23 protein-coding genes and 1 tRNA gene are annotated in these 25,127 nt (G+C 58.1%); 12 read left to right on the forward strand and 12 right to left on the reverse strand.

Going from position 1 to position 25,127, the window contains the following annotated elements; translation table 11 throughout:
• Positions 1 to 10: 10 nt before the first annotated feature.
• Entirely contained in the window at positions 11 to 784 is a 774-nt protein-coding gene (hisF, locus tag ABIE60_RS13200; protein ID WP_354469989.1) for an imidazole glycerol phosphate synthase subunit HisF, read from the forward strand.
• Between the two features lie 17 nt (positions 785 to 801).
• Here hisF and ABIE60_RS13205 read toward each other — a convergent pair whose 3' ends face one another.
• From ABIE60_RS13205 to ABIE60_RS13225, 5 genes are all read right to left on the reverse strand, one after another.
• Positions 802 to 1,713, reverse strand: a complete 912-nt coding sequence (locus tag ABIE60_RS13205; protein WP_354469990.1) for a hypothetical protein — start codon at positions 1,711 to 1,713, stop codon at positions 802 to 804.
• On the reverse strand, positions 1,692 to 3,824 hold the full coding sequence (locus ABIE60_RS13210) for a putative bifunctional diguanylate cyclase/phosphodiesterase (protein WP_354469991.1): 2,133 nt from the start codon (positions 3,822 to 3,824) through the stop codon (positions 1,692 to 1,694). Before ABIE60_RS13210 ends, ABIE60_RS13205 begins: the two co-directional genes overlap by 22 nt.
• Positions 3,821 to 4,717, reverse strand: coding sequence for a phosphate/phosphite/phosphonate ABC transporter substrate-binding protein (locus tag ABIE60_RS13215; protein WP_354469992.1), 897 nt, complete (start codon positions 4,715 to 4,717; stop codon positions 3,821 to 3,823). The genes ABIE60_RS13210 and ABIE60_RS13215 overlap by 4 nt, the downstream gene beginning before the upstream one ends.
• A gap of 95 nt (positions 4,718 to 4,812) precedes the next feature.
• The gene (locus tag ABIE60_RS13220; protein ID WP_354469993.1) at positions 4,813 to 5,661 is read right to left on the reverse strand and encodes a DNA ligase; all 849 of its coding nucleotides are present in this window, start codon (positions 5,659 to 5,661) and stop codon (positions 4,813 to 4,815) included.
• Between the two features lie 96 nt (positions 5,662 to 5,757).
• Positions 5,758 to 6,195 (reverse strand): c-type cytochrome, encoded by a 438-nt coding sequence (locus ABIE60_RS13225; RefSeq protein ID WP_354469994.1) that lies wholly within the window; start codon positions 6,193 to 6,195, stop codon positions 5,758 to 5,760.
• A gap of 288 nt (positions 6,196 to 6,483) precedes the next feature.
• Here ABIE60_RS13225 and ABIE60_RS13230 point away from each other — a divergent pair.
• Positions 6,484 to 6,560: transfer RNA gene (locus ABIE60_RS13230), tRNA-Arg, on the forward strand.
• Positions 6,561 to 6,779: 219 nt separating this feature from the next.
• On the opposite strand, the gene ABIE60_RS13235 is transcribed toward ABIE60_RS13230, so the two are convergent.
• The 3 genes from ABIE60_RS13235 to ABIE60_RS13245 all read right to left on the reverse strand — a co-directional run bounded on the left by ABIE60_RS13235 (position 6,780) and on the right by ABIE60_RS13245 (position 8,551).
• Complete coding sequence (locus ABIE60_RS13235; protein WP_354469995.1) at positions 6,780 to 7,568, reverse strand: TIGR00266 family protein; 789 nt, start codon at positions 7,566 to 7,568, stop codon at positions 6,780 to 6,782.
• Between the two features lie 70 nt (positions 7,569 to 7,638).
• Positions 7,639 to 7,779: a hypothetical protein gene (locus ABIE60_RS13240; RefSeq protein ID WP_354469996.1), complete on the reverse strand. Its 141-nt coding sequence runs from the start codon at positions 7,777 to 7,779 to the stop codon at positions 7,639 to 7,641.
• A 181-nt stretch (positions 7,780 to 7,960) separates the two neighbouring features.
• On the reverse strand, positions 7,961 to 8,551 hold the full coding sequence (locus ABIE60_RS13245) for a class I SAM-dependent methyltransferase (protein WP_354469997.1): 591 nt from the start codon (positions 8,549 to 8,551) through the stop codon (positions 7,961 to 7,963).
• Positions 8,552 to 8,774: 223 nt separating this feature from the next.
• Here ABIE60_RS13245 and ABIE60_RS13250 point away from each other — a divergent pair, with 223 nt between their 5' ends.
• The 8 genes from ABIE60_RS13250 (at position 8,775) to astB (ending at position 16,969) form a co-directional block, all read left to right on the forward strand.
• Positions 8,775 to 9,674: a DUF1853 family protein gene (locus ABIE60_RS13250; RefSeq protein WP_354469998.1), complete on the forward strand. Its 900-nt coding sequence runs from the start codon at positions 8,775 to 8,777 to the stop codon at positions 9,672 to 9,674.
• A gap of 83 nt (positions 9,675 to 9,757) precedes the next feature.
• The gene (locus ABIE60_RS13255; protein ID WP_354469999.1) at positions 9,758 to 10,153 is read left to right on the forward strand and encodes a hypothetical protein; all 396 of its coding nucleotides are present in this window, start codon (positions 9,758 to 9,760) and stop codon (positions 10,151 to 10,153) included.
• Positions 10,154 to 10,236: 83 nt separating this feature from the next.
• The gene (locus ABIE60_RS13260) at positions 10,237 to 10,776 is read left to right on the forward strand and encodes a DUF411 domain-containing protein (protein ID WP_354470000.1); all 540 of its coding nucleotides are present in this window, start codon (positions 10,237 to 10,239) and stop codon (positions 10,774 to 10,776) included.
• Positions 10,777 to 10,886: 110 nt separating this feature from the next.
• Positions 10,887 to 12,134 carry an EAL and HDOD domain-containing protein gene (locus ABIE60_RS13265; RefSeq protein WP_354470001.1) on the forward strand — a complete coding sequence of 416 codons (1,248 nt, stop codon included), beginning with the start codon at positions 10,887 to 10,889 and terminating at the stop codon, positions 12,132 to 12,134.
• Positions 12,131 to 12,886: a sulfite exporter TauE/SafE family protein gene (locus ABIE60_RS13270; RefSeq protein WP_354470002.1), complete on the forward strand. Its 756-nt coding sequence runs from the start codon at positions 12,131 to 12,133 to the stop codon at positions 12,884 to 12,886. Before ABIE60_RS13265 ends, ABIE60_RS13270 begins: the two co-directional genes overlap by 4 nt.
• Positions 12,887 to 12,945: 59 nt before the next feature.
• Positions 12,946 to 14,166, forward strand: a complete 1,221-nt coding sequence (locus ABIE60_RS13275; protein WP_354470003.1) for a hydrolase — start codon at positions 12,946 to 12,948, stop codon at positions 14,164 to 14,166.
• 2 nt (positions 14,167 to 14,168) lie between these two features.
• Positions 14,169 to 15,647 (forward strand): succinylglutamate-semialdehyde dehydrogenase, encoded by a 1,479-nt coding sequence (gene astD / locus ABIE60_RS13280; protein WP_354470004.1) that lies wholly within the window; start codon positions 14,169 to 14,171, stop codon positions 15,645 to 15,647.
• Positions 15,644 to 16,969: an N-succinylarginine dihydrolase gene (gene astB, locus ABIE60_RS13285; RefSeq protein WP_354470005.1), complete on the forward strand. Its 1,326-nt coding sequence runs from the start codon at positions 15,644 to 15,646 to the stop codon at positions 16,967 to 16,969. Before astD ends, astB begins: the two co-directional genes overlap by 4 nt.
• Before the next feature lie 4 nt (positions 16,970 to 16,973).
• Here the strand turns inward: astB and uvrD are convergent, their stop codons facing one another.
• From uvrD to ABIE60_RS13300, 3 genes are all read right to left on the reverse strand, one after another.
• A complete protein-coding gene (gene uvrD / locus ABIE60_RS13290) occupies positions 16,974 to 19,184 on the reverse strand; it encodes a DNA helicase II (protein ID WP_354470006.1) in 2,211 nt (736 codons plus the stop codon).
• Positions 19,185 to 19,287: 103 nt separating this feature from the next.
• Positions 19,288 to 20,259 (reverse strand): homoserine kinase, encoded by a 972-nt coding sequence (locus tag ABIE60_RS13295; protein WP_354470007.1) that lies wholly within the window; start codon positions 20,257 to 20,259, stop codon positions 19,288 to 19,290.
• Between the two features lie 6 nt (positions 20,260 to 20,265).
• Positions 20,266 to 20,544, reverse strand: a complete 279-nt coding sequence (locus tag ABIE60_RS13300; RefSeq protein WP_354470008.1) for a DUF2782 domain-containing protein — start codon at positions 20,542 to 20,544, stop codon at positions 20,266 to 20,268.
• A gap of 99 nt (positions 20,545 to 20,643) precedes the next feature.
• Between ABIE60_RS13300 and polA the strand changes: the two genes are divergently transcribed.
• The gene (gene polA, locus ABIE60_RS13305; protein ID WP_354470009.1) at positions 20,644 to 23,388 is read left to right on the forward strand and encodes a DNA polymerase I; all 2,745 of its coding nucleotides are present in this window, start codon (positions 20,644 to 20,646) and stop codon (positions 23,386 to 23,388) included.
• A gap of 165 nt (positions 23,389 to 23,553) precedes the next feature.
• Here polA and yihA read toward each other — a convergent pair whose 3' ends face one another.
• Positions 23,554 to 24,225: a ribosome biogenesis GTP-binding protein YihA/YsxC gene (gene yihA, locus ABIE60_RS13310; RefSeq protein ID WP_354470010.1), complete on the reverse strand. Its 672-nt coding sequence runs from the start codon at positions 24,223 to 24,225 to the stop codon at positions 23,554 to 23,556.
• A gap of 203 nt (positions 24,226 to 24,428) precedes the next feature.
• Here yihA and ABIE60_RS13315 point away from each other — a divergent pair, with 203 nt between their 5' ends.
• On the forward strand, positions 24,429 to 25,031 hold the full coding sequence (locus ABIE60_RS13315) for a c-type cytochrome (protein ID WP_354470011.1): 603 nt from the start codon (positions 24,429 to 24,431) through the stop codon (positions 25,029 to 25,031).
• The last annotated feature ends 96 nt before the right edge of the window (positions 25,032 to 25,127 follow it).

The raw sequence follows: 25,127 nt of genomic DNA on the forward strand, positions 1-25,127 counted from the left end.
AGGACACGAGATGGCTCTGGCAAAACGCATCATCCCCTGCCTCGACGTGGAAAACGGCCGCGTGGTGAAAGGGGTCAAGTTCCTCGATATTCGTGATGCCGGCGACCCGGTAGAAGTGGCCAAGCGCTACGATGAACAGGGCGCTGACGAGATCACCTTTCTCGACATTACCGCCACCCATGAAGGCCGCGACACCATGGTGCATACCGTGGAGAAAATGGCGTCTCAGGTGTTCATTCCGCTGACTGTAGGGGGCGGCATTCGTACCTGCGAGGATATCCGCACCATGCTCAATGCGGGTGCCGACAAGGTGTCGATCAACAGCGCGGCGGTGACCAATCCCGACTTCGTGCGCGAAGCGGCGGAAAGATTTGGCAGCCAATGTATCGTGGTGGCGATTGATGCCAAGAAGGTCAGCCAGCCGGGCGAACCCGACCGCTGGGAGATCTTCACCCACGGCGGCCGCAAGCCGACCGGACTGGACGCGGTGGAATGGGCAAGGAAAATGGTCGACTATGGTGCCGGCGAGATTCTGCTCACTTCAATGGATCAGGACGGTGTCAAAAACGGCTACGACCTGGGCGTGACCCGTGCCATCAGTGAAGCGGTGCATGTGCCCGTTATTGCCTCGGGTGGTGTGGGCAATCTGGACCATCTGGTGGAAGGCTGCACCCTGGGCAAGGCCGATGCCGTTCTGGCAGCCTCGATCTTCCATTTCAATGAATACACCATCCCGCAGGCAAAGGAATACATGCGCCAGCACGGGATTGAAGTGCGTCTGTAAACCGGCTGAGGCCGGGCTCAGAACTCGTAGCTGAGCTCGGCCTGATACTTCATCTCGCGTCGATCGGGCCCGTTCAGGTGGCGCTCGATCTTGAACTCGAATTCAAACCCCGGCATGGGCGACTCGTATTCCAGTCGGATCTGTCCCAGCCAGCGCTCCTCGTCTTCCCAGCTCCATTGCTGGCTGTCCCGATCCCGCTCCGCCTTGTCTTCCAGCTGCCAGGTAGGGCCCAGAGTCAGCTCCCAACCATCCAGCGGCGGAATCCAGTTCAGCCAGAGGCTGGCCTCGTACTGCAACTCCTGTTCGGCCGCTTCGTCACGGCCACGGGCACTGTCATGCCACTGGCTGAAATACTGATGCTTTACCTCCAGCCGGGGCTGCAGAAACAGGCTGCTGATCGGCGTCATGTATTCGCCGTTCAAGCGTAGCTTCGACTCATACCCTGTACCGCGGCCACTGCGGGGATTGGCATCCGGTGCAACGCTGGTGGCCTTGTAGGCTACATCGATAAAACGATCGTGATAGCCGTCCAGCCGCCAGCGGTAGCCACCCAGCGCACGGCCGATATCGTACCGAAAGCCAGCGCCGATAACGGGTGTGGTACGCCACTCGGTTCGACTCTTGTCGTTCTTGAGTGAGCCGTTTTCACGAAACTCCAGGCTCATGTCCTGTGTGCGGCGGTAGTTCATCCCCAATCGACCCTGCCACTCCCAGCGCTCACCTTCCCAAAATCCCAGTGTGAGCAGGGATTTGCTTTCCCAGCGGGTTTTGCGCTTTACGTCCAGTTCATCAAAAGCGCCGCTTTTCTTGTACTGGATTTCACGGGTTTCGGGACTGCGGCTGTATTCCAGGTCGGTCTTCAGTTCAAGATCCATCGCCAGTGCCGGGCTACCCAGCAGCAGGCCGCTCAGGAGCAGGTTTCGGTACATTGTTGTTCCAGCAACGGTTTCAGGGATGAGTAACGCATGGGGCGATAGAGGCCAAAGCCCTGACCATAGTGGCTGCCCAACGCGGTGATGCAGGCCAGTTGGGAGTCGGTTTCGATCCCTTCGGCCACGGTCTTGAGTTTCATGCTGCGGGCCAGGGTCACGATCGATTCGACCAGCGAGTGATCAGACTCGGGCCTCAGCTCACGAATAAAGCTGCGATCGATCTTGAGACCGTCAATCGGCAGCTGATGCAGGTAGCTCAGTGAGGAGTAACCGGTACCGAAGTCATCGATCCAGATGTTGATCCCGGCATCTTTCCACTGTGTAAGGGTGTCGCGGCAGTCATCCAGATGACGGATCATGCTGGTCTCGGTCAGTTCAATACTGAGGCAGTGAGGCGGCACGCCCTGCTTCTGGATCAGATCGGTCAGAAACTCCCGGGTGCTGGCCTGATGCAACGCGGCCCCGGAGATGTTGATCGATATGACAAAACCGGGATACAACGTTTGCAGCTCAAGTAGATCATGGATGGCCTGGTGAGCGACCCAGCGGGTAACCGGTTCCATCAGGTCCGAATCTTCGATTAACGGAATGAAGCGTGCCGGCGAGATCAGGCCCTGTTCTGGGTGGTTCCAGCGCAGCAGGGCTTCAGCGGCCCGGATACGGCCGTTGCGCAGATCAATTACCGGCTGGTATTCAAGATGAAACTGGGACTCTGCCAGTGCCGTGCGAACGCCTTGCAGGATCTCCAGCCGCTCGGACAGTGCCTGATTCATCTGCGGCGAGAAGAAGGCGTACTGGTTGCGGCCGCTCTGCTTGGCGGCATACATGGCGATATCCGCGTTTTTAAGGATCTCGCTGCTGCTGATGCCATCATCAGGGTAGAGGGTAATGCCAATGCTGCTGGAGATGTTGAAATAGCGCCCATCGATCAGGAATGGCTGGTCCAGGGTCTCGGCAACCTTGCCAGCCAGCTCGGCTACCTGGTCACTGCGCTCGGGTGCGGGATAGAGCGTTACGAATTCGTCACCGCCAAGGCGTGCCAGCAGTACTTCACCGGTTTCCGGGTCGCAGACATCCAGTTCCAGCAACAGGTTGCGCAGTCGGGCAGCGGCCTCGAACAGCAGCAGGTCGCCCATGTCGTGACCGGCGGTATCGTTCACCTCCTTGAAATGATCCAGGTCGATGAACACCACTCCCAGTCGCTGCCCGTTGCGCTCCGCATACTGCAGCAGCCGTTCCAGTGATTGCTGGAACCAGTGTCGATTGGGCAGCTGTGTCAGGTTGTCCAGGTAGGCAAGCTGGTTGGTCTGGTGATGGCTTTGTTCAAGGCTGCGCCGCATCTGTTCCAGTGCGTTGCCGAGCTGACCCAGCTCATCCTGTTGTGTCATGCCAAAATTGACGCTTTTGTCACCCTCTCCGTAGCGCAGGCTTTTGTCCGCCAACTGACGCAGTGGGCGGAACAGACGGCGACAGAACAGCCAGGTAAACAGCAGTGCAAGCAACAGCAGGATCACAGACCCCATCACCAGCTGGCCTGCCAGCTGCCGCTGTTTCTGCGCAGCCTCTGCCGAGATGGCATGGCTGTGCGCGGTCAGATTTTCAAGTGCACGGGTAAAGTCCACCGCCAGTGCCAGCTGACCGATAGTCTGGCGAGAAACCTGTATCGGCTTGAGCAGGTGCAGAGTGCTGCCCACCCAGGCCTGTTCCGCATCGCCCGGAACCTGGGTGAGGCTTTCCAGTGAGCGGCCGTAGTCGGCTACCGCTTCTGAGCCATCGTGTACCAGTTTGAGCTCATGGTCGAACAGCAGTACATAATCAAGTCCCGGCTGGGCCTGTACCTGCCGCAGCTGCTTTCCGATCTCGGTCAGGTCCAGGTGATACAGCGGGATATCCAGCTGTGCGCTGAGGGTATCGGCCAGCAGGGCAGCATCCTGTTCCAGCTGAGTTTTGAGCACCTCGGACAGATGGCGCTGGCCGCTTTCGGTTGTGAACTGGTTGAAACGCCCGAATGCCGACAGCAGAATCAGCATCAAAATCGCCACCAGCACACAGGCAACGAGCGCAAAACTGAGCGTCAATCGATCAGCCAATGAACGCAGTGGCTTCATGGCGCTATTCCGGTAGAGAGCTGTTGCAGCAATTGCATATCCTTTGCGCTGGCGTGTTCAAAGCGGCTGGTCTGCTCATAGCGCTGCAGTAGTGCATTGTGCTCGTCATCAAGCGTCAGCAGCCGCTGTGCCAGTGCCTGGGCGGCAGCGGGCGCCAGCGCCGGCGTCACCAGCTCAAATGCGCGCGGGTAGTGCTCTGAGCGGTAGATAATTCGCATCTTTTCGGTCAAACCGGCAGGCAGTCGGCCGGGCGTTGTCCAGTCTCCATCGTTCACGCTTCCCGCGGCCGTAACGCCCTTGTCGACCCAGAGAACATTGTTCTTCTCATTGCGACTGAACAGATAACCCACCTGATCTGCAGGCGGGAGCTGACCGGGCTTGTCCAGTTTGAGTGGTTTAAGTCCTTCCGCCTGCAGCGCCATCAGGGGCAGCAGGTAGCTGCTGAAAGAGTCCTGATGCTCCAGTGCAATTGTTTTGCCCTTAAGCTGCTGCAGTGTGTTGATATCACTGTCAGCACGTACATAGATCAGGCTCTGGTAGGAGCGTTGTCCTCGTTTCCATTTGCGCAGCAATGGTGTTGCCAGTTCTGCCTGCACCAGGCGTGCGGCGGTCAACGGTGTTTCTGTCACCCAGTGAACCTCGCCCGCCCTGATGGCAGCACTCAACTGCTCATAATCCGGAAACAGGCGCACTTCACCGCGGCGGAAGCCATGCGCCTCAAGTTCTTTTGCCATGAACTGCACCATCGGTCGCAGCTGGCGAAAATCCTTCTTGGGCCGATCGCTGATCTGCGCGATTACCAGTGTTTGTGCAACCACGGGCATGCTGAGCAGCAGCAAAAACAGTGCGCTGCACAACCGGAAGGGGGCAATGGTGAGACTGGAAAGTGTCATGGTTATCGCATTCAGAAGTCGACCCTACAGACACTGATCCTACGTTACCCCGTGAATGAAAACCATATACAGGCATACCCTGAGCTTGAGCGATGTCATTCAGATCGACGTATTCGCAGAAAACGGGCAAAACGTGGCAGCCCATGCGTCGTCAACCCGTCATAACGGAAGGTGACCTGGCTGCCAACGGGGGGAGGCTCAGCGCGTTCTACGTCGCTGAAACCGGTGCCGAGGCGAAAACGACGCCCATCCTCCAGCTCGACCAGTAACGCACCCAGCATACCCGCATATTTGCCTTTGCCTGGCAAATGAGCCACCACAATGGCCTCGGCATCCTGATGCCGTTTCAGTTTGCGCAGGTCACTGCTGCGGCTGAACTGATACAGGGCACTGCCCCGGTGCAGCATCAACCCTTCGCCGCCGCGATTGATCGTTGCGTCCAGCATTCTTTCCAGAGCCGGCTGATCCAGCCCACTGTGCTGGTGAATCGCCACCAGGTTGGCGGCTTCAGTTGTCGATATCAAGGCTTCAAGCCGAGCCGAGCGCTGGCGGAAAGTGCCGGGCCAGTGTGGAAGATCAAACAGCATGAAACGAACATTCTGCCAGTCATCAGGGGTTGTCTGATGGCGATTGATCAGGGCTGCGACCTCGCTGTAACGGCCATAGCCAATCCATAGCTCGCCTTCCAGCGGGGTGTCGGGCCAGTTCTGCGTAATTGCGGAGGGTGGCTTGATCGGATAGCCACTGCGGCTGTAAAGCCGGTGACCATCCCAGTACGCGCGCACACCATCGTATTTTTCACTGACCAGCCAGTCATGCAGACTTTCAGGTTGCACAACGTCAGGACCAATCGAGGTGGCAAGCATGGGGGTGTGCGAAGATGCCGGGGCTGCCTGCAGAGCGAAAGGAAGTCCAAGCAGCAAGGCAGAGGCAGGTTTGAACATGAACGTCATCCTTGAATCAGATTTGGCCGGCAATCCGTGCCGGTCAGAAACAACAAAGGCCGCCGAAGCAGCCCTTGTCAAAGTACCCGAGAGGTATCAGTTTTCCAGCATGTAGTCGATGCTCGCCTGAATCTCTTCATCGGAACAGCTTGAGCAGGTACCGCGCGGTGGCATGGCATTGAAGCCATTAAGAGCATGCGTCAACAGGGTTTCCATGCCCTTTTCGTCGAGACGCAGCTGCATCTCATTGGTGCCAAACTTGGGTGCGCCCAGTACGCCGGTGCCGTGACAGGCTGCACAGCTGGCCTTGTATACATCTTCACCAGAGCGGCCACCGGCAGAGCTGCCAGCGGCGGCAACAGCAGCGGCACCGCCACAGTTCTCGTCGCCTTCAACGCAGACCGAACCGACAGGCTTGATGCGTTCGATGATTTGTTCTTCAGCAGGAGTAGCAGCCTGAACCGATACAGTCAGGGCCATGCCCAGACCAAACGCGCAGAGTGCAGATGCAGCTTTTGCAGCAAATTTATTCACAGTCACGACCTCATCACTTGGTAAGTTGGCGGGGCAGCGATGCCTGGCTGACGGTCGAAAATGCCGTGGAGGCAGGACCCGATGCAGACATGACTGCGCACACAAAAATCTGACCCGGGATTATACCGGCAAAAAAGCCCATACGGAAATTGAGTTGAAGCATTCCCGTGCCACTTTATACCTGCCTTTTAGTCGCAGAGATCACCTGACTGATGGCAGGGGGATTAGAATTCGCTTGGCAAACACGGCTCTGATCCGTACTATATGGGCCGCAAACACTTCTATTACGCGCCTGTAGCTCAGCTGGATAGAGTAGCAGGTTCCGATCCTGTTGGTCGGGGGTTCGAATCCCTCCAGGCGCGCCATTTTTTACTTCTCCCTATCTCATTGAGTTCCTTCGGAACAGCTACGCTATCCAGCTGAGCTACGGCGCGCGTGGAAAAGCTTGCACAGTCTGAATTCCGGCTTGGTCACAATCTGATCACAGTGGACAGCATTTCCTGCCCATTGAGTTGAGTGATGACGAAGACCATCGGTATCGGGTAGTAGGCGAGTTTGTGTGTACTGGATAAATAAAGCTCTACTCAGCGCCCGCCAATCACCCGCCCAATACCGCCCAGCACCGAACCTTCGCCCTGATCCTTGCCACCATTGGATGGAGCATGGGCCAGGATGCGGTCGGCCATGCGTGAGAACGGCAGGCTTTGCAGCCAGACAGTGCCGGTACCTCTGAGTGTGGCCAGAAACAGACCCTCACCGCCAAACACCATCGATTTAAGGTTGCCGGCGCGCTGGATGTCGTAGTCGATTCCTTCGGTAAAGCCGACCAGACAGCCAGTATCCACGCGCAGGGTTTCGCCGTTCAGTTTCTTTTCCACCACGGTGCCGCCAGCCTGAATGAAGGCCATGCCATCGCCTTCCAGCTTCTGCAGGATGAAACCTTCACCACCGAAAAAGCCGGCGCCGATGCGACGGTTGAAGGTGATGCTGATGCGGGTGCCCAGCGCAGCACAGAGGAAGGCATCCTTCTGGCAGATCACTTTTTCGCCCAGCAGGGCCATGTTGAGTGGCACGATGTTGCCCGGGTAGGGCGCGGCAAAGGCGACCCGGCGCTTGTGGCTGCCGCGGTTGCTGAAGTGAGTGGTGAAGATCGATTCGCCGGTAAATACACGCTTGCCGGCGGAGAACAGCTTGCCCATCAGGCCCTCGTCGGGATTGGAACCATCGCCCATTTTGGTTTCAAAGGCGATCTCCTCTTCCATATAGGTCATGGCCCCGGCTTCGGCGATGACGGTCTCGCCCGGGTCAAGCTCCACTTCAACCAGCTGCATCTCCGAGCCGATCAGCTCGTAATCCACTTCATGGCAACGCATGGGGGTTTCTCCTGTCGGTTTGCTCCGTATTGTTGCGCAGGAGTATAACGGAAAGGATCGAAATCAGTATTTACAACCTGAATTTGGCCGCCAGCCGACCCAGGTGATCACTTTCCTGCCGCATTGCGCTGCCGGCCTCACGAATATGGCTCAGTCCGGTTTGCATCTGGGTATGACGGCTGTCCATCATGCTGGCCGCTTGGGGGGGCATGTTGCTGCAGTGCTCTTGGGATTGAAAAGAGTTTCAATATTGAATGTTCTTCCTGTTAACGCGCCGTGAATTCAGTTAAAGATGTACCGGTTAGGCACTATACGTAACGGACCCACTCTGCAGAGCACTTCGAATCAATGGAATTTATTAAAAATTATCGTTCAGATAGCGTTTGTATATTTCAGGCTTTCACCGCCACTATCTGTACCACGCAGCATTCACCCTGATGCAGCTCGCCTTCATCAACGCGGCGGATCCCCTCCTGCGCAATCTGCAGGTCAAGTTCCGACAGCTCTTCACGCAGCTCGTGCAGTGACATCAGCATGTCGGGGTTCTGTGGCCCACCCGTGCCGCTGCTGGCCAGTTGGTCAAGGCTGAAACCTTCAAGGATGAATACGCCTCCGGGTTTGAGAGCCTGCGCTATCTTGCCGTGCAGCTGCCTGCGCAGGGTTGAAGGCGTGTGGGCAAAGATGGAAACGATGCCACTCCAACGGTTTTCGCCCAGCTCCAGGTGGGCCAAATCACCCACGTCATAGCGAATATCAACACCGGTCTGTTGTGCCAGCTTCAGTGCCTTGTCGCGTCCCACCGATGAAAGGTCGACGGCATGGACTTCAAAACCCAGCCCGGCCAGGTGGACCGCATTGCGCCCTTCCCCCTCGGCAAGGCAGAGTACGGTGCCGGCCGGTATGCGATGAGCCTGCTCGGCCAGAAAGTCATTGGGCTTTGTGCCGTAGACGAAGGTGTCACTGCTGTAGCGTTGGTCCCACATGATGTGTCCTCATTTCAAGCCGGGCAGGTTCACCCTTAGTGAATCGAGCCGGTGTTGCGGGGGCCTTTTGTCAAATTGATACGCTTGTTTCAGCGGCACGGTGCAGAACCGAACCGGGATAATGTATCAGCTGGTTTGTTTTTTGACATATCACTATAACCGCAAACCTGAATCAGTATGGGCTATGATGCCGAATAAAGAGCCCGGGCCTGCGGAGAAGCTGATGTACAAGGCAAGCGAAATTGAGTCCCTGCCGCGCAGCCTGCGCCATATGCACTGGCTCTGCCGGGCGCCATCACTGTTAAGACATGAGCGAGTATTTGACCTGACAGCAGCGCTGCCGCAGGACTACAGACAGCGTATCGATCGTCTGGCGCAATGCCCGGACCTGCTGCAGCAACTGAATACGGCGGCAGAGCTGCGCCTTGGCCTGTACTTCGAGCAGCTGTATGCCTGTCTGATGACTCGAGTACTGGGCTGGGAGTTGCTGGGGCACAACCTTCAGGTGCGTGAACAGGGTCATACACTGGGAGAGCTGGATTTTCTCCTGCGCAACCCGGTCAGCGGTGAGGTAGAGCATCATGAAATCGCGGTGAAATTCTATCTGGCGGCCGGGGCTGATGACCCGTACTGGTACGGCCCCAACAGCCGTGATCGGCTGGATCTGAAAACCGAGCGCCTGCTTGGTCATCAGGTGAAGATGGCTGAACAGCCCGCCACGCGGACTATGCTGGCTGAACAAGGGTTGCCGCAGCCGGCACGATCACGGTTGTTGATGCCGGGGTACCTGTTTTATCCAGCCGGGCAGAGTGCGCTGCCGCTGCCGCCCAATGTGTCGGAGAACCACTTGCGTGGCGACTGGCTGCGAGCATCGCAGGTAAGTGAATTACGGCTGGAAACCAGTGTGCAGCTGAACAAGCCTGACTGGCTGGGCCCCTGGCATCAGACGTGCCGGCCGGATGGCGCGCTGGCGCTTGAGCAGGCCGCTCGCATTGCGGCCGGAGGCCCACCAAAGCTGTTTGCACAGTTGGGGCAGGATGGAAATAGCGGTGTATGGCGCGAGACAAAGCGTTTTTTTCTGGTGCCGGATGGATGGCCTTATACCAGCATGGAGAAAGCTTAGTACCAGCGGTTCTCTCAGCAGCATTGAACCCGTGACTGCTTGTGGGTACCTTAGGCACTGAGATCTCAATTGACGAATCCGACGTGTTTCAGACCCGCACTGACCATTTTGACTCCCATCGCCCTCAGGCCCTTGTGGCTCTGATGCTGGTGGCTGTGCTGGTGCTGCAGCTGTTCAGTCTGGTTCAGGCGGCGCTTCCCGCCGAGCAGCAACCTGTCAGTAATCACTGCGTGTCACCGATGATCACTGCGCATCAGCCTTCGGGCAGCGGCTGCCATCTGGAGCAGCCTCATGAAGCGGCTTGTTGCGACAATCTTCAAGCTGACTGCGCCGACCACTGTGCTCAGGGCAGCGCGCTGGTACTGAGCAGTCCGATGGTGCTGTTGCGACCGGCGGACGTGCACCGCCATACCTATCTGTTACAGCCACCGGATGCACCGGTTTTCTCCCGCTATCAGCCACCCAGACCCGCGTACTGATCTGAAGTGTGCTTCGGGAGCCTGGCTCCCTCCCCTTGAAACAGCATTGTGTGGGCCGAGCGTTCGCACAGAGGAGAAATTCCATGTCCTTCTATCGTACCGGCCTTGCGGCCCTTTCATTAGTGACATTTACCGCCTTTCTGAGCGCCTGCAGCGACTCTCAGACCACCTCAGACGCCTCGAAGCCGGCAGTGCAGGAAACGGTCCAGCAAGCCAGGGCGGATGCCATGAACCTGCGCGTTTACAAGAGTCCAACCTGTGGCTGCTGCGTGGACTGGATGGACCATGTCGACGATGCAGGCTTTCACTCAGTGCCCCATCACCCTGATAACCTGACCCAGCTGAAGCTGGATATGGGCCTGCAGGGGCAGTACCACTCCTGTCACACTGCCGTGTCCGAACAGGGCTACCTGTTTGAAGGCCATGTACCGGCCAAGCTGATGCAGCGTTTCCTGCAGCAGCCACCCGCCGATGCACTGGGGCTGGCCGTGCCGGGCATGCCGATGGGCAGTCCGGGTATGGAAGTCGATGATCGCTTCAGTCCCTACCAGGTGCTGCTGGTGAAAAAGGATGGCAGCTACGAGGTGTATGCCACCATCGACGAGCAGGCCGAGCAGTATTGAAGCCTGTAACCTATAGCTTAGTAAGGGCTCTGTTCTCTGCGGGAGTGAGTCGATATACTCTAACTCCCGTTTGAATGTGATACAGGTAGTCTACCTACAAGGAGTCAACAGTGGCGTCGACCGGCCCTCAGATCATGGCAGATGAACAGCAGCTCCAGGTGTTGATGGCGCGACAGCCCATCTATACCAAGAGCCAGGATGTGGTCGCCTTCGAGTTGTTGTTCCGTGATACGGATGGCAATTTTGTTGAAGGTCTGAAGGATGAAGATGCCACCCTCGGTGTATTGCTGGGCACCTACTCCAGTATCACCAAGGGCGGGTCGGTTCAGTCATTGCCCTGTTTCCTCAAGGTAACGGACAGCTTCCTGCTCAACAATGATGTGCCCGAACTGCCGAAGCAGAATTTCGTGCTGGAAATTCTGGGCCACTCGGATATAACGCCCGAGTTCATTGCCCGAGTGAAGGGGCTGGCGCAGCAGGGCTACCGACTGGCTCTGGCGGATTACGACCCGCGAGACCCCAAGTTCGAGCCATTGCTGAACATCGTTCACGTCCTGAAGCTGGATATTCAGCTGCTGGGGCTGGATAACATCCCTGCCCTGCTGCAGCGCCTGCGGACCTACCAGCTGGAGCTGCTGGCCGATAAGGTGGAAACCCAGGAAGAGTTTCGTCGCTGCCTCGAGATGGGGTTTGCCCTCTACATGGGCTACTTCCTCAGCAAGCCCGAGCCGGTCAAGGGCAAGAAGATCACCGGCAACAAGGTGGTTCTGCTGGAGTTGCTCACCGAGATGCAGCGCCCCAGCGCCACGGCCCAGTCCATTGAACAGATCGCACTGCATGACCCGGCCCTGACCTACCGGATCCTGAGGGTGGTCAACTCCGCCGCCTTCAATCTCAAGCGCGAAATCAGCTCACTCTCTCACGCCATCTCCCTGCTCGGCATCGATCAGATCAAACGCTGGGTGATGCTGTTCCTGACCAGTACCGATAAAACCAAGCCGGATGAACTGACGCGCAACATGCTGGTGCGTGGCCGATTCTGCGAACTGCTGGCCGAAATGCTGGGGCGGGATGAACCGATCAACCATTTCGTCGTCGGCCTGCTGTCGCAGCTGGATGTATTGCTGGACATGGAGATGGAAGAGCTTCTGTCTCAGGTACCCCTGCAGCAGGATATGAAAGACGCTCTGATCGGCCGCAGCGGTTCCTGTGGTGAGCTGCTGCAGCAGGTTGAGTATTACGAGCGGGGTGAATTTGAACAGCTCAGCCGTGAGCTGAACAAGCCCTTCTATGAAGTGGCCTATCGCCACAGCCTGAACTGGGCACAGCAGGTGATGCTGGCCATGCAGCAGGCGTGATCGGCTGGTTACCGCCTGAACTGCTGGCGCTGGATGCTGTCTGGCTGATCCTGACCGCAGGGTTTACCTCCCTGTTGACCGCGACCCTTGGAATTGGCGGCGGCGTTCTGTTGCTGGTTGTGATGGCACAGATCGTACCGATCGCCGCACTGATCCCCGTACATGGCCTGGTTCAGCTGGGCTCCAACGGCAACCGCGCCCTGATGACCCGGCAGCACATCGACTGGCCACTGTGTGGGCGTTTCCTGACCGGTGCCCTGATCGGTGCCGGGCTGGCGTCACTGGTCGTGGTACAGCTGCCGCTGCAGGTGATTCAGCTGGCGGTGGCCGGTTTCATTCTCTGGATGGTGTGGGGTCCAAAGCCGACTGCACGCACATTGACACCCCTGCGCACGCTGTTGGCCGGTTCTCTGACCACCTTTGTCTCCATGTTCGTGGGGGCCAGCGGCCCACTGGTGGCCGCATTCGTGCACCGTCACAGCCATGACAAGATGCAGACCGTAGCGACCTTTGCGGCGGCCATGACCGGTCAGCACCTGCTCAAGGGTGTGGTGTTCTCCTTTATCGGCTTTTCCTTTATCGACTGGTTGCCGCTGATCGGCCTGATGATTCTCAGTGGCATGCTGGGCACCTGGATCGGGCTTAACCTGCTGCAGAAAGTCAGCTCGGTCTGGTTCAACCGTCTGTTCCGCATTATCGTCACTGTGCTGGCATTGCGTCTGCTGTGGCAGGCACTGCAACCCCTTATCTGAACTGGCATCCCCTCTTGGCCTGACCGATACTGAAACCGTGCAACGGAATCGGAGGTCGTGTGCGGCAATCCTATTACCACTGGTTACCCGATCAGCAGGCGCTGATGCTGGAGCAGACAATTGCGCTGGCCGAGATCAATTCGGGTACGTTCAATGTCACGGGCGTTAATGCGGTCGCTGACAGGCTGATCAAGTTTGCAGTCGCACTGGGTGCTGTTGAGCAGCGAATAGAGCTGCCGCATTACCGTCAACTTACGGACAGAGCCGAATGGCAGGAGCAGCCCCTTGGGCAGGCGGTGCAGCTGCGAAAGCACCCGGATGCGCCGCTGCAGCTGCTGTTGATGGGGCATCTGGATACGGTGTATGGCGCTGACCATCCCTTCCAGCAGATATGCTGGCTGGATGCGGAACGCCTCAACGGCCCCGGGGTAACCGATATGAAAGGCGGGCTGGTGGTAGCGCTGCATGCATTGGCGGCGCTGGAGGCATCGCCGCTGGCGGGCAGAATCGGCTGGCGATGGCTGCTTAACCCGGATGAAGAGATCGGCTCGCCCTGTTCAGCGGATTTGATCGCGCGCTGTGCGGCAGAGGCTGACATGGGGCTGGTGTTTGAACCGGCATTGGCCGATGGTTCTCTCGCCGGCGCGCGCAAGGGCAGTGGCAATTTCAGCGTGCGTGTAACTGGGCGTGCAGCTCATGCCGGGCGTGAGCATCACCTGGGTCGTAACGCGATCCGTGCGCTGTGCGATTTCATCAGTGGGCTGGATGATCTTAACGGTCAGCAAGCAGGCGTAACCATCAATCCCGGCTATATTCATGGGGGTGGTGCGGTCAACGTGGTGCCCGACCGGGCGATGGCACGCTTCAATATCCGCATTGAACAGCCTGAAGATGAGCTCTGGTGCCTGCAGCAGCTGGAGCATTTGCAACGGCAGATCCGCCGGCAGGAGGGTATTCAAATTGAGCTGGATGGCCGTTTTGGGCGCAAGCCCAAGCCGCTTGGGCCACACCTCCGGCTGTTTGAACGCCTGCGCCAGATCGGCCAGGAGCTGGGTACCGAGCTGAGCTGGCTGCCCAGTGGCGGCTGCTGCGATGGCAATAATCTGGCGGCGGCGGGCCTGCCCAATATCGACACACTGGGAGTGTGTGGCGGTGCCATCCACTCCAGCGACGAATTCCTGCTGGTTGCCAGTCTGGCAGAACGGGCCCGGCTGAGCGCCGCGCTGCTGTTTGAACTGGCGCAGGATGATCCGGTGCAGTGGCGCCGTGAAGGAAGGTGAACATGCTGGATCTGCTGATCAACGGCAGCTGGGTGACCGGTGAAGGTTCGCCACTGGTTTCGACTAATCCGGTCAATGGAGAGCGGCTCTGGAGTGGCCAGAGTGCCAGTCTGGAGCAGGTTGAACGGGCATTGTCTGCCGCGAGGCGGGCGGCGCCGAACTGGGTCGGGCTGGGGTTTGACCTGCGTCGACAGCTGGTTGAGCGCTATTCAGAGCTGTTGCAGCAGGAAGCGGAACCGATGGCGGTTTGTATCGCGGAAGAAACCGGCAAGCCGTTGTGGGAGGCGCGCACCGAAGTCACCAGCATGGTCGGCAAAACCGCCCTGTCGATACGCGCTTTCAATGAGCGAACCGGCAGCCGGATAACCGAACAGGACGGCGTGCGCATGGCGTTGCGACACAAACCGCATGGCGTGCTGGCGGTGTTCGGGCCTTACAACTTCCCCGGTCACCTGCCCAATGGCCATATCGTGCCGGCCCTGCTGGCAGGCAATACGCTGTTGTTCAAGCCCAGTGAACAGACCCCGCTGGTGAGCCGTCACATGGTTGAACTCTGGCAACGAGCCGGGCTGCCACACGGCGTGCTTAACCTGTTGCAGGGCGGTGCCGAAGTTGGGCAGGCGTTGGCGGCCAGTGAACAGCTTGACGGCATCTGCTTTACCGGCAGCTCAGCCACGGGAGAGCGCCTGCAGCAGCAATTTGGCAACCGCCCCGGCAAGCTGCTGGCGCTTGAGATGGGAGGCAATAATCCGCTCCTGCTGCGGCCTGTGGATAATATTGAAGCGGCCCTGTTCTGTGTTATCCAGTCAGCCTTTCTGAGCGGTGGACAGCGTTGCAGTTGTGCGCGTCGCCTGCTGATACCTGTGGGTAACTGGGGCGATGAGTTTATCAACAGGCTGGCTGAGGCGGTGGGCAGGCTGAAAGTGGACAACCCCTTTGCCGACCCACAGCCGTTCATGGGCAGCCTGATTTCGTCTGCAGCTGTGGGTAACCTGCTGGCTGCCCAACAGCGGCTTCAATTGATGGGGGCTGAGGTGGTGATGCCGATGCAATCTGTGCGTGAAGGCAGTGCCCTGCTGACGCCGGGGTTGATCGATGTGACTGCGCTGGGAGCGCGGGCGCCCGATGAGGAGTATTTTGGTCCGATGCTGCAACTGATTCGCTACCGTGACTTTGATCAGGCAATTACCCTGGCCAACCGCACCCGATATGGCCTCAGTGCCGGGCTGATCAGTGACAGTGAGGCAGAGTTTGACCACTTCCACTGCCATATCCGCGCCGGTGTGGTGAACTGGAACAGGCCCTTGACCGGGGCGTCCGGTGCACTGCCTTTTGGTGGTATCGGTGCCAGCGGCAACCACCGCCCCGGTGCCTGGTATGCGGCGGATTACTGTGCCTATCCCGTGGCCGGGCTGGAAAGCGCACGGCTTGAGCTGCCACAGAGCCTGCCACCGGGCATGGTATTGGGAGCGAAGGGATGAAGGCGGTAGAAGTCAATTTTGATGGCCTGGTAGGGCCTACCCACAACTATAGTGGTCTGGCGTCGGGCAATCTGGCTTCGGCCCGCAATCGTGAGCAGGTCTCGAACCCCAGAGCGGCCGCCTTGCAGGGGTTGGCCAAAATGAAGCGCCTGCATGATCTGGGTCTGTCACAGGGCCTTCTGCCACCCCAGCCCAGGCCGGAGCCTGGGCTGCTGCGTCAGTTGGGGTTTGACGGCAGTGACGCTGAGGTACTGGCTCGCGCCGCCCATGAAGCTCCCTGGCTGTTGTCGGCCTGCTGCTCGGCGTCTGCCATGTGGGCCGCCAATGCAGCAACGGTATCGCCCGCAGCTGATACAGGTGATGGGCGTGTGCATTTTACGCCGGCCAACCTGGTCTCTCAGCTACATCGCAGTATCGAAGCCGATATGACCGGGACTATCCTGCGGGCCATATTTCACCATCCCGAGTTCTTTTGTGTCCACAGCCCGTTGCCGGCAACAGCGGCACTGGGAGATGAGGGTGGAGCCAATCACAGCAGGTTATGCACAGCTTATTCAAATCGAGGAGTGGCCCTTTTTGTTCATGGTCGAAGTCGGCAGCAGCCCGGACCGCAGCGCTTCCCTGCCCGTCAAACCCTTGAAGCCAGTGAGGCGGTGGCGCGTCAGCATGGGCTGGATCCAACGCGGGTTATATATGCGCAACAGCGGCCTGACGCCATCGACGCCGGTGTTTTTCACAATGATGTGATCGCGGTGGCCAATCGTACTCTTCTGTTCTGTCATGAGTCCGCTTTTGTAGACCAGCTACAGGTGCTTGATCAGCTGGACCATGCCTTGAACGGCGAGTTGAACCTGATTCAGGTGAATGAGCATGAAATATCGTTGCAGGCAGCGGTACAGAGCTATCTGTTCAACAGCCAGCTGTTGACGCTGTCCGGAGGCCACACCCTGCTGCTGGCGCCACAGGAGTGCCGTGAAAATGAGCAGGTTTGGCATTATCTGCAAACATTGCTCAAAGCACGGAAAGGGATCGATGCAGTGGAGGTGGCGGATCTGCGCCAGAGCATGCGCAATGGTGGCGGTCCGGCCTGCCTGCGGCTAAGAGTGGTGCTGGAGCCGAAAGCGCTGGAAGCCTGCCACCAGGGAGTCCTGTTCAGTGATCAACTGTATGCACAGCTGACCGACTGGGTTGAGCGCCATTACCGAGACCGGCTGGCGCCCTCCGAGCTGGCTGACCCGGCTCTGCTGGATGAGTCGCGCGTTGCATTGGATGAGCTGACGCGCATTCTGGGGCTGGGCAGTCTCTACCCGTTTCAGCATTGACGTTCTACAGCGGCTGCAGGTTGGCAAAACCCACCACCAGCCATTTGCTGCCGGCGTCCTCAAAGTTGACCTGTACCCGTGCCTTGGGGCCACTGCCCTCGAAGTTGGTCACCATGCCAACGCCAAATTTGGCATGCGTCACGGCCTGACCAAGGCGCAGGTCGGTACTGGGAATCTCGGCGCTGGACAGTGAGCTGCCACCGCCAAACAGGCTGCTCTCGGAATCGTACCCGCTGCCGTAAGGGCGGCGAACGGTTGCGTTGAGGCGCACCTCTTCCATGTGTTCTGCCGGTATCTCGTTGATGAAGCGCGATGCTCGGTTCAAGGTCTCCTTGCCGTGCAGGCGGCGTGACTCGGCGTAGGTCATGTACAGCTTCTGCATGGCACGGGTAATACCCACGTAGCAGAGCCGGCGCTCTTCCTCCAGCCTTCCCGGTTCTTCCGCCGACATGCTGTGCGGGAACAGCCCCTCCTCCATGCCGGCCATGAATACCAGCGGGAACTCCAGTCCCTTGGCGGAGTGCAGCGTCATCAGCTGTACACTGTCGGTGTGCACATCGGCCTGTGCCTCACCGGCATCCAGTGCCGCCTGATCAAGAAACGCAGCCAGTGGTGAGTTGAACCCCTCTTCGTTGTCTTCCTGCCACTGGCCGGCAAACTGGCGTGCGGCGTTGACCAGTTCCTCAAGGTTTTCGATACGGGACTGGCCCTTTTCACCCTTCTCTTTCTCGTGGTGCTCAATCAGGCCGGAATGCTGCACCACATGCTCGGTCTGCTCGTGCAGCTCGGTACTGCGGGTATCGGCATCCAGCTGATTGATCAGGTCGACAAAGGTTTGCAGGGCGTTGTTGGCGCGGGCCGGCAGGGTTTTAAGCTCGGTGATTTCGTTGGCGGCCCGCCACATGGAAACGTTCTCGCCACGGGCATGTTCGCGGATCGCTTCGATGGTGCGGGTACCGATACCGCGAGTGGGGACATTGATCACTCGCTCCATGGCGGTATCGTCATCGCGGTTGGCCAGCAGACGCAGATAGGCCAGTGCGTTTTTGATCTCCAGCCGATCATAGAATCGTTGGCCGCCGTAGATGCGGTAGGGCATGCCGGCCCGGATCAGCATCTCCTCCAGTACCCGTGACTGGGCGTTGGAACGGTACAGAATGGCCGACTCGTCGCGGCGGTTGCCCTCTTCCACCCACTTCTGGATCTGGTCGACGATGAAGCGTGCCTCGTCCTGCTCGTTGAAGGCGCTGTAGAGCGAGATCGGCTCGCCATCGCCCAGCTCGGTCCACAGTTCTTTGCCCAGACGGCCGAAGTTGTTCTGTATTACGGCATTGGCAGCGCCGAGAATGGTGCCGGTGGAGCGGTAGTTCTGCTCCAGACGGATGGTTTCGGTACCCGGGAAGTGCTGCTCTAGATGCTGGATGTTCTCGATGCGAGCGCCGCGCCAGCCGTAGATCGACTGGTCATCATCGCCCACCGCCATCAGCTTGTTATCGCCCTCGCACAGCAGGCGCAGCCAGGCGTACTGAATGGCGTTGGTGTCCTGAAACTCATCCACCAACACGTAGCGAAAACGTTCGCGGTAGTGCTTGAGCAGCTGGGGTGCGCGGTCGCGCAGCAGTTCCAGTGCCCGCAGCAACAACTCGCCAAAGTCGATCATGCCACCCCGTTCACAGGCCTCTTCATAGGCTTCATAGACCCGAATCATCATCGCCTGGAACGGATCGCCCGTCCGCTCGATGTGGGCGCTGCGCAGGCCTTCGTCCTTCTGGCCATTGATAAACCACTGAAACTGACGTGCCGGCCAGCGGCTGTCGTCCAGATTCATCTCCTTGCACAGTCGCTTGATCAGGCGCAGCTGGTCGTCGCTGTCCATGATCTGGAAGTTGTCCCGCAGCCCGGCATCGCGCCAGTGGGCACGCAGCAGGCGATGTGCCAGACCGTGGAAGGTACCCACCCACATGCCGTGGGTGTTGATTCCCAGCAGGTGCTCGATTCGCCCGCGCATCTCCCGTGCCGCCTTGTTGGTAAAGGTCACCGCCATGATTGAATAGGGTGAAAGGCCTTCGGTCTCGATCAGCCAGGCGATGCGGTGCACCAGTACCCGCGTCTTGCCGGAGCCGGCACCTGCCAGAACCAGCAGGTTGTTCAGATCAGCGGTAACCGCCTGCCGCTGGGCGTCGTTGAGCGAATCGATGATGTGTGTAACGTCCATGGGCCCTGCCGAGTTGAAATCAGATGAATCGAGGTGGAAAGGCTGCAGTATATCAGCCCGGACGACCTGGTCTGAAGCCAAGAGCCGATCCGGGCCGGAACCGTCAGATTGAGGCGGGTGTTTCGATACGTGCCAGCAGGACGCGACGGAACTCGTCCGGGTCTTTCAGTTTGGTGCTGATGCCACTGCGTGAGGCCTGCTCAACCCCGAGCCAGGGTATCAGTCGCGACAGCCAGAAACGCATGGCAGCGGTGCGAACCAGTGTCGGCCAGGCAGCGACTTCTTCATCGGTAAACGGGCGCACACTGGCATAGGCCTTGAGCAGTGCCTGCTCCCGTGCCGGATCAGCCTGCCCCTGTGCATCGGTACACCAGTCGTTGGCGACAATGGCCAGGTCAAACAGCAGGAAGGCGGTTGCCGCGTTGTAGATATCGAGGATCGCTTCCAGACGACTGCCGTGGAACAGGGCGTTGTCGTGGAAAAGGTCTCCGTGAATGGTACCCAGCGGCAAGCCGAAGGGCTTTTCTCTCAACTGGTCGAACAGGGCTACTTCCTGCTGCAAGAGCTCGGCATCTTCCGGTTTGAGCAGATGACGAATGGCCTGACTCTCGCGTCGCCACCAGAACACGCCCCTCTGAGCCTGTCTGCGCAGATAGAACTCTTCGCCGGCAAGGTGGAACTGTGCAAGCGCGGTACCGATTTCGGTGCAATGATCGGGCGCAAGCTGTTCGCGGCTAACATGATGCCCCTGGAAACGGGGCTGGAAAAAAGCGGGTTTGGCGCACAACTGCTTCAGCGCAATACCGTTACGATCCTTGATCGCATAGGGAACAGGTACCTGACGCGCATGCAGCCACTGGCCCAGCTCGACAAAGAACGGCATCTCGTCGAAGGCCAACTCTTCGAACAGCGTCAGAACGTACTGCTGTTCGCGGCCGTCAAGGTCCAGCGTAACGAAGAAGTTGCTGTTCTCGATGCCACCTTCGATCCCTTCGAAGCTGACCAGTCTACCCAGCGCATAGTCTTCCAGCAGGGCTTCAAGTTGAGCGCGGCTGATATCGGTATATACGGCCAATGTCGGTTACCAGCGGAAAATGACCCATTTTGGAATCAGCAGCTGTGATTCCTCTACGCGAATGAATTTGGAGCCATCGGCCGGTACCAGATAGTAGGGCTTGCCGACCTTGGGCACGACCTTTATTTCGCGCAGCTGGCCGTTGATGGTGTACTCGTAATAGGTGCTTTCACCATCGTGGGTAATGGTAATTTCCGGCTCGGTCAGGGCCGGGTCATCCACCACTTCTGCCTGGGCCAGAGGGGCCAGTGCCAATACTGCCACCAGCGTCAGTTTTTTCAGCATCATTGCTTCCCAATTGGTTAGTCGGGGTCGAATTGTCTATGATTGTGGGCCTTGTCGCAGGCGCCGACAACCCCGAAACAGTTTTAAATGGATACTCCCATGAGCGAACAGCACGCCCCGGTCATTCTGGTGGATGGCTCCTCCTACCTTTATCGAGCATTTTTCGCCTCCCAGCAGGCTGATTTGCGTACTGCCGACGGTACGCCAACCGGTGCCATCAGGGTTGTGACCTCGATGCTCAAGCGTCTGCTCAAGGATTATCCCGACAGCCCCGTCGCCGTCATTTTCGATGCCAAGGGCAAAACCTTCCGCGACGAGATCTATGCTGAGTATAAGTCACACCGCCCGCCCATGCCGGACGATCTGCGTGCTCAGGTGGAACCGATTCACGCCATCATTCGGGCCATGGGGCTGCCGCTGTTCGTCGAGGACGGGGTGGAAGCGGATGATGTGATCGGTACGCTGGCACGTCAGGCAAGCGAGTCCGGTCGCCCGGTCGTGATCTCCACCGGTGACAAGGACATGGCGCAGCTGGTGGACGAACATGTCACCCTGATCAACACCATGAATGACACCAGGATGGATGTGGCCGGGGTCGAGGAAAAGTTCGGTGTGCCGCCGCATCTGGTGATCGACCTGCTGGCGCTGCAAGGGGACAAGGTGGACAACATCCCGGGTGTGCCGGGCGTAGGTGAAAAGACGGCGTTGGCGCTGTTGCAGGGCATTGGCGGCATCAAGGACCTTTATGAAAATCTGGATAAGATCCCCGAGCTGGGATTCCGCGGTGCCAAAACCATGCCGAAAAAGCTGGAAGACAACCGCGAGGCGGCGGAGCTGTCCTATTTGCTGGCCACCATCAAGACCGATGTGCCACTGCACATCTCGCTGCATGACATTACCCTGCCTGAACCGAACCCTGATCAGTTAATCGAGATGTTCAAGCAGTTTGAGTTCAGAAGCTGGGTACGTGAACTTGAGGCAGGCAACGCCAAAGAGTTGGGTGCCGATGAACCGGTTGAGGCTGAAGACAGCATCGAAACCGAATATGAAACGGTGCTGACGCAAGAGGCCCTTGATACCTGGCTGGAGAGATTGAAAGCCGCCGGAGAGTTTGCCTTCGATACTGAAACCACCAGTCTGAACTACATGGAAGCGCAGCTGGTGGGTGTCTCTTTCGCGGTGGAGCCGGGCAAGGCTGCCTATGTACCGCTGGCGCACGATTACATGGGTGCTCCGGCGCAGCTGGATCGCGAGGCTGTGCTGGCGCAGTTGAAGCCGCTGCTGGAAGATCCGGAGCTGAAAAAGATCGGCCAGCATATCAAGTACGACATGAACGTACTGCGCCATTACGGCATCGAACTGCAGGGCATCGGTGCCGATACCATGCTGGAGTCCTACGTATTAAATTCCACCGCCAGCCGTCATGACATGGATACGCTGGCGGATCGTCATCTGGGTGTGAGCACGACCAGCTTTGAAGATATCGCCGGCAAGGGCAAAAAACAGCTGACCTTCAACCAGATCGAGCTGGAACAGGCCGCACCCTATGCGGCGGAGGACGCCGACATCACCTTGCGCCTGCATCATAAACTGCTGCCGCAGCTGGCCGCCGAGGGTGAATTGCTCAAGGTGTTCGAGCAGATCGAACGTCCGCTGATCCCGGTGCTGTCACGCATGGAGTATCGTGGTGCGCTGGTGGATGCCAACATTCTGGGCGAACAGAGCCGGGAGCTGGAACTGCGCCTGAACGAGATCGAGAAGGAAGCCTTCGAGCTTGCCGGCGAAGAGTTCAACCTCAACTCCACCAAACAGCTGCAGGCGATCCTGTTCGACAAGATGGGCCTGCCGGTGAAGAAGAAAACCCCCAAGGGGGCTCCTTCGACAGCTGAAGAAGTGTTGCAGGAGCTGGCGCTGGATTACCCGCTCCCCAAGCTGCTGATCGAGCAGCGTGGCCTGAGCAAGCTCAAGAGCACCTATACCGACAAGCTGCCGCAGATGATCAACCCGGCCACCGGTCGTATCCATACGTCCTATCATCAGGCGGTGACGGCAACCGGTCGTCTGTCGTCATCCGAACCCAACCTGCAGAACATCCCGGTGCGTACCCTTGAAGGGCGGCGTATTCGTAACGCTTTTGTGGCACCTGAGGGTTACAGGATTGTGGCGGCGGATTATTCACAAATTGAGCTGCGCATCATGGCGCACCTGTCCGGAGACGAAGGACTGATGAATGCGTTCCGTCAGGGGGAGGATATCCACAAGGCGACTGCAGCCGAAGTGTTTGGTACCACTGTGGATAAGGTTACGGCGGATCAACGCCGCAGCGCCAAGGCGATCAACTTCGGCCTGATCTATGGCATGTCGGCCTTTGGTCTGGCGCGGCAGTTGGGGATCGGCAACAAGGAGGCCGGTAGCTACATTGAGCATTACTTCGCCACCTATCCCGGCGTTCAGCGCTATATGGATGAAACCCGTGCCCAGGCACGGGATCAGGGGTATGTTGAGACACTGTTCGGCCGCCGCCTCTATCTGCCGGAGATCAACGACCGCAATCCGATGAAGCGGCAGGCCGCCGAGCGTACGGCAATCAATGCGCCGATGCAGGGCACGGCTGCCGATATCATCAAGCACGCCATGATTGCGGTGGATAACTGGCTGGAACAGGGCAATATGGATGCGCGCATGATCATGCAGGTACACGACGAACTGGTATTCGAGGTGCGTGAAAGAGAAGTGGATAACTTTATCGCGCAGGTCAAACCGCTGATGGAAGACGCCGCGGAACTGGCGGTACCGCTGCTGGTGGAAGCGGGTGTGGGAGATAACTGGGAACAGGCGCACTGATCTTTTTTTGAACAAAAGTGAACTTTTGTCGGATGCGATGTCTTATTCGATGAGCCACGGCATTAAATCCCAGTCTTGCCAGCGTGGAGTCGTGGCTCTGTCTGTCATGACATCTTGCCCCGGCAGCGGTGCTCCCCTTCCGCCCGCCGGGGTTTTTCTTGGCTGTCAGTCAGCTTTGGGTGGAATCAACTCAACCTCTTCCGTTTGCATCTCTTTCAGATCCGGCAGCAGCCAACTGTTAATCCGCTGACGCAGCTGGTCCACCCCCGATTTTTTGAGAGCCGAAAACGTCTGTACGCTCACCTTATCGCCCAAACGTTCCTTGAGTTGCTTCTGAATCTGCAACATGGTGCTCTTGGCCGGCCCTCGCTTGAGTTTGTCTTCCTTGGTCAACAGCACGTGCAGGGGTACACCGGTGGATGAGCACCAATGCACCATCATTTCGTCGAATTCTTTCATTGGGTGGCGAATATCCATCACCAGTACTACACCTTGCAGGCACTCGCGGTGCTGCAGATAGGCATCCAGATGGCGCTGCCAGTGAAGTTTCATCGCAACCGGCACCTTGGCGTAACCGTAGCCCGGCAGGTCAACCAGTCTCAGACCTTCAATATTGAGCCTGAAAAAGTTGATCAACTGAGTACGCCCGGGGGTCTTGGATGTGCGTGCCAGCGCGGTCTGTGCGGTCAATGCGTTGATCGCGCTGGATTTGCCGGCATTGGAACGACCGGCAAAGGCAACCTCGGCACCGGTGTCGGGCGGACATTGGTCGAGACGTGATGCGCTGGTCTCGAAATGGGCAAGGTTGTAATGGATAACGGGGTCAAACGTAGACATGGCGCAAGACTCGGGTGACCACAAAGTGAACATATACGTTCCAGTTTGTGGGGATATTGGTTTATAATGCCGCCAATTTTACCCGCGAACCGAGTCTGTCTCCAGTCAGGGTAATAGTGGAAATTGGCCGTTTACTGCTGTTTTACTGCAAAATCAGCGGTAGATTAAAACACATTTCGTCAAGCAAGAGTCTGGGTTAGTCAATGAACAAACTACTGATCAGCTTACTGGTAAGCATCGGTATCACCGGCGTCGCGCATGCGGCAGGTGATGCAACTGCAGGCCAGGGCAAGACAGCCGTATGTACTGCCTGTCACAGTGCCGATGGCAACAGTGTCGTGGGTAACTTCCCGAAACTGGCTGGGCAGGGTGAAAAATACCTGCTCAAGCAGCTGAACGAGATCAAGAGCGGTGCTCGCATGATCCCTGAAATGACGGGCATGCTGGATAACCTGAATGATCAGGATCTGGCCGATATTGCGGCATTTTATGCCAGCAAGAACGTCCAGTTGGGTCAGGCTGCAGCCGATCAGGTTGAGCTGGGCCAGAAAATCTGGCGTGCCGGTGTTGCGGAAAAGGGTGTTGCAGCCTGTACAGCCTGTCACGGCCCGAACGGCAAGGGTATTGATTCTGCTGCCTACCCGTCACTGAGCGGCCAGCACGCACAGTATGTTGAGTCTTCACTGAAGAAATTTGCCAGTGGTGATCGCAACAACGATCCGGCCAACATGATGCGTGATATTGCATCCAAGATGAGCGAAGCGGAAATGAAAGCGGTTTCCCAGTACGTTCAGGGCCTGCACTGAGGGTCAGGCGCTGCGTCTACTCTGAGCAAAAAGGCAGCATAGGCTGCCTTTTTTGTTGAGCATGAAACTTATTCAGGCTTGTCGAGGTCAATATCC

The sequence above is a fragment of the Marinobacterium sp. MBR-109 genome (genome assembly GCF_040547565.1).
In the GTDB taxonomy this organism is placed as follows: Bacteria; Pseudomonadota; Gammaproteobacteria; order Pseudomonadales; family Balneatricaceae; genus Marinobacterium.

Excerpts from the sequence above, each read along its gene's own strand:
- astD (WP_354470004.1), top strand. The coding sequence starts at position 14,169 with ATGCTGGATCTGCTGATCAACGGCAGCTGGGTGACCGGTGAAGGTTCG.
- ABIE60_RS13220 (WP_354469993.1), bottom strand. The coding sequence starts at position 5,661 with ATGTTCAAACCTGCCTCTGCCTTGCTGCTTGGACTTCCTTTCGCTCTG.
- uvrD (WP_354470006.1), bottom strand. The coding sequence starts at position 19,184 with ATGGACGTTACACACATCATCGATTCGCTCAACGACGCCCAGCGGCAG.
- ABIE60_RS13215 (WP_354469992.1), bottom strand. The coding sequence starts at position 4,717 with ATGACACTTTCCAGTCTCACCATTGCCCCCTTCCGGTTGTGCAGCGCA.
- ABIE60_RS13245 (WP_354469997.1), bottom strand. The coding sequence starts at position 8,551 with ATGTGGGACCAACGCTACAGCAGTGACACCTTCGTCTACGGCACAAAG.
- ABIE60_RS13235 (WP_354469995.1), bottom strand. The coding sequence starts at position 7,568 with ATGCGTTGCCATGAAGTGGATTACGAGCTGATCGGCTCGGAGATGCAG.
- ABIE60_RS13300 (WP_354470008.1), bottom strand. The coding sequence starts at position 20,544 with ATGCTGAAAAAACTGACGCTGGTGGCAGTATTGGCACTGGCCCCTCTG.
- astB (WP_354470005.1), top strand. The coding sequence starts at position 15,644 with ATGAAGGCGGTAGAAGTCAATTTTGATGGCCTGGTAGGGCCTACCCAC.
- ABIE60_RS13240 (WP_354469996.1), bottom strand. The coding sequence starts at position 7,779 with ATGCCCCCCCAAGCGGCCAGCATGATGGACAGCCGTCATACCCAGATG.
- ABIE60_RS13250 (WP_354469998.1), top strand. The coding sequence starts at position 8,775 with ATGTACAAGGCAAGCGAAATTGAGTCCCTGCCGCGCAGCCTGCGCCAT.
- ABIE60_RS13210 (WP_354469991.1), bottom strand. The coding sequence starts at position 3,824 with ATGAAGCCACTGCGTTCATTGGCTGATCGATTGACGCTCAGTTTTGCG.
- yihA (WP_354470010.1), bottom strand. The coding sequence starts at position 24,225 with ATGTCTACGTTTGACCCCGTTATCCATTACAACCTTGCCCATTTCGAG.
- ABIE60_RS13315 (WP_354470011.1), top strand. The coding sequence starts at position 24,429 with ATGAACAAACTACTGATCAGCTTACTGGTAAGCATCGGTATCACCGGC.
- ABIE60_RS13205 (WP_354469990.1), bottom strand. The coding sequence starts at position 1,713 with ATGTACCGAAACCTGCTCCTGAGCGGCCTGCTGCTGGGTAGCCCGGCA.
- polA (WP_354470009.1), top strand. The coding sequence starts at position 20,644 with ATGAGCGAACAGCACGCCCCGGTCATTCTGGTGGATGGCTCCTCCTAC.
- hisF (WP_354469989.1), top strand. The coding sequence starts at position 11 with ATGGCTCTGGCAAAACGCATCATCCCCTGCCTCGACGTGGAAAACGGC.
- ABIE60_RS13260 (WP_354470000.1), top strand. The coding sequence starts at position 10,237 with ATGTCCTTCTATCGTACCGGCCTTGCGGCCCTTTCATTAGTGACATTT.